Below are 10,856 nucleotides of genomic sequence, written 5' to 3'. Positions count from 1 at the left end.
TAGGGCGTGTTGATCTTTGTGGATTGAAATTTGTTCAATCTAGGGGCGATTAAATCGCGGCGCGAGGTTTGTAACCTAGTGGGCTAAGTAAAAACCGAGCAACAAAGAGTTAATCGTCCCTAGAAAGAACCCAAAGGGCAGCGCATGTTTGGCATTTATGCTGCGTTATCGCCTATTTATGGGGAATAACCACACTACATAGGCGCTGCCTTGCCTAAATACCAAACAGTCTGCTGCAAAATTAATCACGAAAGGTCAACACGCCCTAGGTTTAATTATATTTTAGCAATGACTAATTTTTTTGCATGCGGCTCATTTCTGCATGACAGCTTTGCATTGTTAACAAGGTTTTAGCTAGTGCTGCTTCGCAATCAGCAGGTTGTGGCTTATCCATTGCAGATTTAATTTCTGCAAGTGTTTTATCTTCAACCTCCTCAAGCTCTTTTACATATGTGCTGTCGTTGTTTGAGCTAAATGTAGTAAGTAATGCGGTATAAGCACGGCGTGCTTCAATAGCAAATGAAGAACCATCCTCACGCTCACCTTTTTCGTTAATAGCATAAGGTTGCAGGCGTTCAACGCTTACTTTTCGTGCGTCAATCATACGCTGAAAAAGTGCACCAATTGCCGGGTCTTCAATTTTTTCTTGAGCCTTTGCATAAAAGTCGATGCCACTGTTCATTACTTGGATGATGTCTGTAATATGATTTACTTCTGTTCCTTGATGGGTGTTCATAATGACCTCTTTAATTAAATGAATGTAAACTTCTATTTAATTGGAGCAAAGGCCGTTCCATAAATTTTGTTTTTTTTAACTCAATGATTTTAAATGTTTATTTTTATTTTTTAGTAAAAAGGCTAATTGTTTTTTAAATTAGCCTAGCAATTTTTACAAGGGATCGTGTAATAAAGTTATTTTAGCTCTTCTGCCACCTCGGCTACTTTTTGACGTAGCCAAATATGGCTGGCATCTCTGTGTAAAAGTGGGCTCCAGATCATGTCAAGCTCAAAGGGCGGAATAGGAAAAGGAGGTTCTAAAATTTTAAGACCAGCATCGTCTAGGTAAATATTTGCGGCTTTAGATGGTAGAGTCGCAATCAGGTTTTTCTCTTTGGCTAAATGAATTGCTACATGGTAATTACGTGTAAACGTAGCAATATTACGGTGCTTACCAAAGTGTGCGAGTGCTTCGTCAACCCAACCTAATTTTTGTACGTCTTTTGGATCCATACCCACACCGACGCCAAAACCAGTTTTACTCACCCATATATGACGTGCTTTTAAATAGCTATCAAGACTGAAGTTTTCAATTATTGGATTATCGGCTTTTACTAAGCAGCAAAAGCTATCTTTCCAAATACGTTTGTGATGAAACGATTGCGGTAGATTTTCAAAGCGGTTGATTGCCATATCTACTTTACCATTTTCAACGTCATGAAAGGTAACATCACTTGGCGTGAGTATGTCTAAGGTTGTATCAGGCGCTTCTTCGTGCAATTTACTTAGCAGCTTAGGGGCAAGGGTGCTGGCAGCGTAATCGCTGGCCATTATTCTAAATACACGCTTACTCTGGCTTGCTTCAAACTCTCTATTAGGGGCGAGAGTCTCTTCAAGCGTCATTAAGATGCCGCGTATCACAGGTTGCAGCTCTAATGCGCGCTCTGTAGGGACCATACCATCGCTGGTACGCACTAAAATCGGATCGTTGAATAGGTTACGCAATCGTTTCAGGCCGTTACTCATCGCCGGTTGTGTGATACTTAATTGGTTTGCAGCGCGTGTTACGTTACATTCTCGCAGTAGTGTGTCGAGGTAAACGAGTAAATTTAAATCTATTTTACTTATATTCATGTATCTGTCCTTGCGTTTACCAGTGGTGGATAAAACGCTGTGCTGTCGGATATGGATAAATGTGGCTCACTTGCCCATCCTTTACATTCTGCTGTGCTTGCTTCCAAAAACTAACATCAAGCAATTCAGGGTGCGTGCTTATCAAAAACTGTTTGTAAGTCGGGTTAGGTGTAACAAAGGTACATAACTGCTCAGGAAAAACATCTTGGGGTGCGACCGAGTAGCTCTGTTCGTCGGTTAAATAGTCGTCGTAACTTTTTGGTTTCGGTAGTTCTCTAAAGTTCATGTCTGTTAAATATTGTACTTCGTCGTAATCATAGAAAATAATGCGCTTGTGTTTACTTACCCCAAAGTTTTTTAAGAGCATATCACCTGGAAATATATTAACGGCAATCATTTCTTTGAGTGCTTGGCCGTATTCTTCAATGGCATCTGCTGCGCTTTCGTCATCTGCATTTTCTAAAAACAGGTTCAGAGGTGTCATACGCCGTTCAATGTAAAGGTGTTTTATTATCAACCAGTCTCCTTCAATAACCATAGATGAGCCAATTGTTTTATGTAACTGCTCAAGCAAGTTACTATCAAAACGCGACAAAGGAAATACAACATTGGAATACTCTATGGTATCGGCCATACGGCCTACACGGTCATGGCTTTTTACTAGTTGGTAGCGTTTTAAAACAGTGTCGCGGCCAAATGGCTTACTTTCACCAAATTTATCTTTTATTACTTTAAATACGTAACCAAATGAGGGCAGTGTAAATACCATCATCACCATACCTGGGGTGCCAGGTGCTATGGTAAACTCGTCATTCGAGTGCGTTAAGTGATTTAAAAACTCACGATAAAACTCTGTTTTACCTTGTTTATGAAAACCAATAGCATTGTAAAGCTCAGCAATAGTTTTATTGGGCATTAATTGATTTAAAAACCGAACTAGCGCCGAAGGGGCATGCGTTTCTACCATAAAATAAGCACGCGCAAAGCCAAAAATAACACGCATTTGTGATGATTTAGTGAGTAGGGCGTCTAAATATAGACCTTTATCTTCATGGTGAAGGACTGCAATAATAAATGGCTGCACACCGCTTTGAGAAACTACTCGGCCAACGATATATGCCGCTTTGTTACGATAAAATGCAGTATGGAGTATATCAAAACGCATTTGCCAAGGCTGATGGTGTGTGTCGGGCGCTTGTTTATAAAATGCCTTAACAAGCAGGCGAATATCTCGTTCTAAATCGACAAACGGGGCTTTAAAATCAAAATGGTTAATAATGCGCTTAATTGTTGGTTTTAAGCCATCAACTACCGGGAAATAACTCCGGTACTCAGACTCTACCGGTACCGATGGCGCATCTTTTAATGTCGCCTGTACAAATATAAAATCGTTGTGAAAGTAGCGCCTGTGATACAAACGACAAAATACTGAATTATAAAATGTTTCAGCAAGCTCGGCTTGAGGGTGAAAGCATAAAAAGTGTTGATATACTTTTTTTACTTCAAGCCAAAAAACTTCGTCGAGGGTATCTGTAGGATGTGCTTTTTTTAAAGATTGGGTGGTTTCGTTAACACGATCATCATAATAACTAATCCGCAGGCGGCTAATATCATTAATTGCTTGCCAGTTTTTATTAGCGAAAGCGAGCGGGGCTTTAGCGGTGATTTTTTGAAATAGTTTATAGTGCTTTTTAAAGCCGGTTAAAATTAATTCAGCAATATTACGTGGCTGCATAAGCACTCCTTAATACATGTTAGAGTTTATACTCTATAGTGTTAAGGGTATGTTATTTTTGATTTAAAACCAAGCTATATTACGCCTTACGCTTTTATGCGAGTTTTATTTTGCTTGCTGGTATAGGGTTATTTCTTTTTCGATCTTTTTAATTTTTTTAGAAATAACAGAGGCTTCTTTTTTATGTGTTTTATTTATTAACTTGATCTGTTTAGTAATATCTTTAGCAATACGCTTTTTGTCATCATCACTTAGAATATGACTGAGCCGTTGCTGTTGTTTATATTCGTCGCGCTGTTTTTCGCGGTCGAGTATAGCTAATTTATGGTTATTGCTTCGAAGCTGAGCTTGTAACATGCTTAGTATTCTTTCACGCTCAATATCGTTTAACTGTTTGTTGTAATCTGTTTTAGGAGCTGTTTGAAGTACGTTCGTGGTATTTACTTTGTACGTGGTTGCTTGATCATCACAAGGGAATTGAGAAAATATAGTCCCTTTTGCTGTGACACATTTGTAGTAGTTTGTTGCGTTACTGCATAAGCTAATTGAGAAGCAAAATGCATATAAAAAGTAACGAGAAAGTTTACACATAACTGCCCTCCTTGGATTTGTTTTACTTTGCTAATAGTGCACGTGAAAGTAAAACTATAACCTAGCACGGCGGTTTAGCAAGCTAGGTTATTCGCGGCAATTACTGCGTAAATGTTTTTAATTTTTTAATGCTTTGAACTAAAAATGGAATATCTAGCCCTTGCTCTATAGAAAATCCCTCAGCGGCAGAGATATTTTTAAAGTTTCCATCTGAATCTATAAGTGTAATTCTATCTTTCTTATAAGCTATCACCACGCCTTGGGAGTAATTTACGCCCGTGTCGTCTTTTTTCTTGTATAAATTAACACCCAGCATAGTTTGCTTTGCAATAGCTTTGCAATTTAGATACTGACCCACACTTGTTGCCATTAAATCGCTTGGCTGAATTAGTCCATCTACTTTTGAAATTCGCTTATCAGAGCTATATAAAACAGATGTCGTCACAACTTCTTGGCTATCACTTGCTAAGCTGAAGGCGAAAAACTGGCTAGTTTCATCACGAGAGATCAACGTGTCAGACCCCTTAATAACTCTAATAATGCTATTAGTGTGGGCTTGATCGTTAATAAAGCTTAGCTCGTCTATCCCTTTTATTTCTATGCTACGACGCTGACTTTGCCAAGCGGGTAGCGTTTTATCCTTTAAAATTGCCATTTTATAAAAAGCGGGCAAACCATATACTAAGCTAAATAGCATATCGTCATGCTCTGTTGGCTGCAAAAATTGCTTTGTTTTATACACTGTTTTATTTGCAATAAAATTTGCAAGTTGTTTATCTGTTTCAAAAACAAATATATCAACATTTTTTTGTACATAATCGTCACACTTTGCCAAAGGTGTCGGTATTTGGTAATTGATATTTTGGTTATTAATTTTAACGTTATGCGCTTGGTTGTAGCTCTCTAGATCAAGCAAATCGTTTTTAGCCAATAAGCTTTTAGCTGTCGTAGGATACGAAAGTGGTAGGACGTTATCTTGCTTAGTAATATCAAATTTTAAATTAGCATCGGCCCAAATATGAATACTGTGGCTAAGTGCAAAACACATAATTAAAAATGAAATTGCATATCGAGCAAATTTCAATTGTTTTAGTTGTTCCAACCGTTGCCACGTAAAGTTACTGACAATTAATTGAAATCCTAAGATGAGCAGAACAACAGCGCTTGCAAGTATTGTTGTTAACGCCGGAGAGCTGGTTAAGCGATGCCATAACAGCGATAAAATTTCTGGTAAGGCCGATGTGCTTAAATGATACCCTAAATTAAAATAGACATAAGCATCAAGCGTTAGTAACGAAGCTCCGCACGTAGCAATGACAGCAGCCATACCACGAATATGTCTGGGGTAGGGGAAAACTAAACTAAGCGGGAATACCGTCAGCACAAACGCTATAAAGGCAATAAAACTAGTGTGGCTTAGCCATGTCACTAGCATATAAGTGATGCCCATAAAGCTTGTTGGCGGCGAGTCTGCAAATAAATAGCTTAAACTAATTAAGAGCGCTAAACCGATATTGGCAAAGGTAAACCAATGCCCCCAGCTTAACAACTGACTCGCTTTTGATGAAAACTGATTGTGCTGCGATAAATTCATAGAGTCTATTTAACCGACTGTGAAAGAGCTTTTGCAAAGTTCTCAGTGACGGCTTGTCTTTTCCCTGTTGGTACATGCTCTTTTAGGATATGCGTGATAGAATTTCCTAAACACATTAGACTTAAATCAACCGGCGCATTGTGCTTAGTTAGCACATCAATAAGCTGATCGACGATTTGTTCTACTTCTTCATTAGAGTATTTTGATAAGATTGGCATCAGTTGGTTCAATAAAATAGTTATATTCCCGTATTTTAACACTAGAGGCGTGAAAAACAAAGATGACAACAGACGTTAAAAAATTAGTCGTTCATTATGTAGACAAAAAAGACGATGATACGCAAATTCACCTTCGAAATGATGAAATGATCATTAACGACAAAGTGGCCGTATTTATCGAACAATTGCATCATGCATACAACGGCAAGCCTGGTAAAGGCTACTGTGCGTTTAGTGGCGATAAAAACAGTGTTGTTGCGTCAGCAATGCAAAGTTATCGCAATGACGAGCTTGGCTTTTGGCATATGACAGAGCAAGCCTCAACAGTTTTAAAAGAAGAACTTGATAAGTATGCATTTAGCGAAACAGGTTATTTAGTATTTTGTCATTATCAGTATGTTGCTACCGATTACATGTTAATTGCGATGATTAATATTAAAGAGCACTACTCAATGACCTCAGAGCTCGATTTAGCGGCTTCTCGTCATTTAGATATATCTCGTATGCAACTTGCAGCGCGTATCGATTTAACAGCGTGGGATACACAGGCAGAAGATAATCGTTATATTTCGTTTATTAAAGGGCGTGCGGGTCGTAAAGTTGCTGACTTTTTCTTAGACTTTTTAGGCTGTGAAGAGGGGATTGATTCAAAACAGCAAAGCCAAGTAATGCTTAGCGCAGTCGAAGATTATTTATCTGAGCAACAATTTGATAAATCAGAAAAAGACGATTTACGTAAACAAGTATTTGATTACTGTAACGATTGCGTAACTACAGGCGAAGATGCCAGCGTAAGTGAGCTTTCTGCAACGCTTACAAAAGGCGATGACAGCCCGTTTGATAGTTTTTGCAAAGAGCAAAGCTATGACTTGGAAGAAACCTTCCCTGTAGATAAAAAAACCGTAACCAGTATGGTAAAGTTTTCAGGGCTTGGTGGGGGAGTAAGTGTCAGTTTTGAGCGTAAGCATTTAGGTGAACGCGTAACGTATAATGAAGCAACAGATACGTTAGTGATTAAAGGTATTCCACCAAACTTAAAAGATCAGCTACAACGTTTTATGGAGAATGAAAGCGAATAATTTTTTGATTTAACAGAAAGTTGATTTAAGAACGCGATATTTATATCGCGTTTTTTATACGCTGTACTTCTTATGGTTTATCATTTTATGCTGGTTGGTATTATTAGTGATTACGGGCGTTGCCCGTCACGCCAACAAGTTGCGCGTCTACAAGTGTGTGTTTATAAGTTGGGATTATGCAGGGTGTTAAATTGTGGCTGTAGGCGTAAAGCTTGCTTGCGCGAAAAGCATCGCTTTTATGTGTTTAATGTTTTGGTAAGTGAAACTTTTAGGTATTTAAACAAAAAAGCCCCGCTATTTATTAAATAGCGGGGCTTTTTAATGAGTACTAATTACTAATCAACACTCATTGTTTTAGTCATTGCAGCGCTTGCACGACCAGCAGGTTTGATGGAACCTGCACGTAACCCACTATCAGGCACTAGTTCACGTTTGTCATGAGCCATAGCAACAGATACATGTTTTACTTCGCTATCAGTCACTGGAGTTGGCTGTGCCATTGGCGCACTTGCTGACCCTTGAGTTACTACTGTTTTAACATGCGGTGCTGATTTCTCAGCTTTAGTAGGCTGCTCAGTTACTACTGGCGTTTCAACTTTAGCTGGCTCTTCAGTCACTACTGGAGTTTCAACTTTCGCTGGCTCTTCAGCTACTACTGGCGTTTCAACTTTAGCTGGCTGCTCAGTTACCACTGGCGTTTCAACTTTAGCTGGCTGTTCAGTTACCACTGGCGTTTCAACTTTAGCTGGCTGTTCAGTTACTACAGGTGCTTCAACTTTAGCTGGCTGTTCAGTTGTTACTGGTGTTTCAACTTTAGCTGGCTGTTCAGTTACTACAGATGCTTCAACTTTAGCTGGCTCTTCAGTCACTACTGGCGTTTCAACTTTAGCTGGTTCTTCAGTCACTACTGGAGTTTCCACTTTCGCTAAGTCTTCTACGGCTATTGCTTGTTCAACTTTTTCAGAAGCATCAACAGCTGTTTCTTGCGCTTTAGCTTTAAGTTCGGCTTCATATTCGGCTGCAGCTTGATCTGCTACTGGCACAAATGCAGGCGCTTCGTCTGATTTGTTTTCAGAGTTTTCACCTTCAGGGCGACGGCGACGCTGACCTGATGCACGAAGGTGACGAGGAGAGCGGCGCGAACGCGTACGTGTTTGCTCTTGTTCTTCGTCAGTAGATACTGTGTCATCGTTAGATTCAATATCTACTATTTCTTCTTTAATATGCGCCGCTTTTTCAGCTGGTGCCTGTTGTTGCTTTTCTACAGCAGGTGCTTGCGGTTGAACTTGTGGTTTTTCTTCTTTCTCTAGTGCTTGCTCAGGAGCTTGAACAGTTGACTGCACTTGCTCAGCATTTTCGTCTTCTAAGCGTACTTTCTTACGTAAATTACGACGTTGGCGACGAACCTTAGGTTTTTGTTCCTTAGTTTCTTGCGCTGGCGCTGACTTAGACTCTACTTCAACTTTCTCCGTAACTTTTGCTGGAGCATCAGTTTTTACTTGGTCTTTATCTTCAGTTTTGCGCTCTGGTCGTTTGCGTGAATTAGGATTACGACGACGCTTATTGCGATTTTCGCTTTTTTCCTGATTCTCGTTAGTTACAGCTACAGAGTCTGTTTTAACGTCTTCTTCATTCGTTGCACGTTCTGCACGAGGCTTTGAACGCGGGTTATTATTACGACGACGTTGGTTGTTATTACGACGACGATTATCATTACCACGGTTCTTATTGTTACGCGCTTCTTCTTGCTGTAACTTTTCAGCGGCTTCTTTCTTCTCTTCTTCGCTTTCGCTAGCAAAGAGTGATTTAAACCATTTCGCGATAGTGTCTAATAGCCCACCTTGCGCTTTTGAACTAGCGACAGCTGGAGTAGCAATTGCGGCCGGTGCTGCTTGAGGCGCAGGTGTAGAAGGCATAACAACGCCTTTTAACATTGGTTCTTCACGCACAGCTGCTACGGGTGTTCTCGACATTTCAAACGTTTCAGCTTCTGGAGCAACAACCTGTCCATAGCTAACAGTTTCAATCGTTTCGTCTTTGCGTAAACGCATTACTTCGTAGTGTGGTGTTTCCATATGTTGATTAGGAATAATAACTACGTCACAGTTATGTTGCTTTTCGATGCGGTGAACGCTACGGCGTTGCTCATTTAATAAATAAGCGGCAACAGCAACAGGCACTTGTGCATTTACTTGTGTGGTATTGTCCTTAATCGCTTCTTCTTCAATTAAACGAAGGATAGATAGTGCGATTGACTCGTTAGAACGAATCGTCCCTTGACCGCTACAACGAGGACATGGTCCTTGGCTCGCTTCACCCAATGAAGGACGTAAGCGTTGACGCGACATTTCAAGTAAACCAAAGCGAGATATTTTACCAATTTGAACGCGAGCACGATCTGGGCGAACAGCATCTTTTAAACGATTTTCTACTTCACGCTGATGGCGTGGTGGCGTCATATCGATAAAGTCGATAACAATTAAACCACCTAAATCACGCAGACGTAATTGGCGCGCAATTTCGTCTGCAGCTTCTAGGTTAGTGTTAAGTGCTGTTTCTTCGATATCGCCGCCTTTTGTTGCTTTAGACGAGTTAATATCGATAGACGTTAGCGCTTCGGTAGGGTCAATTACAATTGAACCACCTGATGGTAAGCGTACTTCACGTTGAAACGCAGATTCTATTTGGCTTTCAATCTGGTAATGGGTGAATAATGGAGTATCACCTTGATAAAGCTTAACGCGGCTCATAAAATCAGGACGGAAACGTTCAATGTGCGCTTTAGCTTCTTCAAAAACACGGGGTTTATCAATTAAAATCTCACCAATGTCACGGCGTAGATAATCGCGAATTGCACGGAATATAACGTTACTTTCTTGGTGGATTAAAAACGGCGCTTTAGCACTTTCAGCAGCAAGTCTAATGGCTTCCCAATGAACTAGTAGTGCTTTTAAGTCGTAGTTTAGTTCTTCAAATGATTTACCAACACCAGCGGTACGAACAATTAAGCCCATTCCTTTAGGGAGTTCTAAACGATTAAGCGCTTCTTTAAGCTCAGTACGTTCATCCCCTTCAATACGACGTGAAATACCGCCAGCACGAGGGTTGTTTGGCATAAGTACTAAATAGCTACCGGCAACACTGATAAAGGTTGTTAACGCAGCGCCTTTTTGGCCACGCTCTTCTTTATCTACTTGTACGATTACCTCTTGACCTTCTTTGATCACGTCACGAATATTCGGGCGACCATGAAAAGTGTAACCTGCAGGAAAATAAGTACGGGCAATTTCTTTTAGAGGAAGGAAACCATGACGATCAGCACCGTAATCAACAAATGCGGCTTCAAGAGATGGTTCAATGCGAGTAATTTTACCTTTGTAAATATTCGCTTTTTTCTGTTCGTGACCTGGGCTCTCTATATCTAAATCATATAGGCGCTGGCCGTCAACCAGTGCTACACGCATTTCTTCTTGCTGCGTTGCATTGATTAGCATACGTTTCATATTATTACTCTACTAGTTTATGTCGCTGACATGACGATGTTTTCTCGCCTGTTCAGTTGTTCCAGTTTTTAGAATGTGCAGCCTCACGACTGGGTCTTTAACGGAACGGCTCTGTATTTTCGTATGCAGTATTTTAATGGTGGCAAACAATAGTGCGTAGTCACGCTATTAAATTCTTAATGGTGTAAAAATGTCGGCTTTTCAGCTGCTTTACATTTTACCCAGAAGTCGGCCTGTCATATTAATCTTACTAAATATCATTCATATTAGGCGTGTTGGGCTCAT

At 40.1% G+C, this 10,856-nt stretch carries 8 protein-coding genes; 1 reads left to right on the top strand and 7 read right to left on the bottom strand.

All coding sequences use genetic code 11. The features are described 5' to 3' along the window. Positions 1-292: 292 nt before the first annotated feature. The 6 genes from H5119_RS04415 to H5119_RS04390 form a co-directional block, all read right to left on the bottom strand. On the bottom strand, positions 293-736 hold the full coding sequence (locus H5119_RS04415; RefSeq protein WP_182701353.1) for a PA2169 family four-helix-bundle protein: 444 nt from the start codon (positions 734-736) through the stop codon (positions 293-295). Positions 737-912: 176 nt separating this feature from the next. After that, entirely contained in the window at positions 913-1,851 is a 939-nt protein-coding gene (locus tag H5119_RS04410; RefSeq protein WP_138586400.1) for a LysR family transcriptional regulator, read from the bottom strand. A gap of 16 nt (positions 1,852-1,867) precedes the next feature. Beyond that, positions 1,868-3,586 (bottom strand): bifunctional isocitrate dehydrogenase kinase/phosphatase, encoded by a 1,719-nt coding sequence (gene aceK / locus H5119_RS04405; protein ID WP_077538274.1) that lies wholly within the window; start codon positions 3,584-3,586, stop codon positions 1,868-1,870. Between the two features lie 105 nt (positions 3,587-3,691). Next, a complete protein-coding gene (locus H5119_RS04400; RefSeq protein ID WP_182701352.1) occupies positions 3,692-4,177 on the bottom strand; it encodes a DUF4124 domain-containing protein in 486 nt (161 codons plus the stop codon). Positions 4,178-4,277: 100 nt separating this feature from the next. Beyond that, positions 4,278-5,771 carry a DUF3413 domain-containing protein gene (locus H5119_RS04395; protein ID WP_182701351.1) on the bottom strand — a complete coding sequence of 498 codons (1,494 nt, stop codon included), beginning with the start codon at positions 5,769-5,771 and terminating at the stop codon, positions 4,278-4,280. A gap of 5 nt (positions 5,772-5,776) precedes the next feature. Then, positions 5,777-5,989, bottom strand: coding sequence for a DUF1414 domain-containing protein (locus H5119_RS04390; protein ID WP_007375276.1), 213 nt, complete (start codon positions 5,987-5,989; stop codon positions 5,777-5,779). 62 nt (positions 5,990-6,051) lie between these two features. Here H5119_RS04390 and yejK point away from each other — a divergent pair, with 62 nt between their 5' ends. Beyond that, positions 6,052-7,068 carry a nucleoid-associated protein YejK gene (gene yejK, locus H5119_RS04385; protein WP_077538271.1) on the top strand — a complete coding sequence of 339 codons (1,017 nt, stop codon included), beginning with the start codon at positions 6,052-6,054 and terminating at the stop codon, positions 7,066-7,068. Between the two features lie 335 nt (positions 7,069-7,403). Here the strand turns inward: yejK and rne are convergent, their stop codons facing one another. Next, entirely contained in the window at positions 7,404-10,571 is a 3,168-nt protein-coding gene (gene rne / locus H5119_RS04380; protein ID WP_182701350.1) for a ribonuclease E, read from the bottom strand. Positions 10,572-10,856 lie beyond the last annotated feature (285 nt).

The organism is Pseudoalteromonas sp. SG45-5, assembly GCF_014164085.1.
GTDB lineage: Bacteria > Pseudomonadota > Gammaproteobacteria > Enterobacterales > Alteromonadaceae > Pseudoalteromonas > Pseudoalteromonas aliena.
Note: the sequence above shows the minus strand (reverse complement) of the source record. Positions and strands in the feature narration are given on the sequence as shown.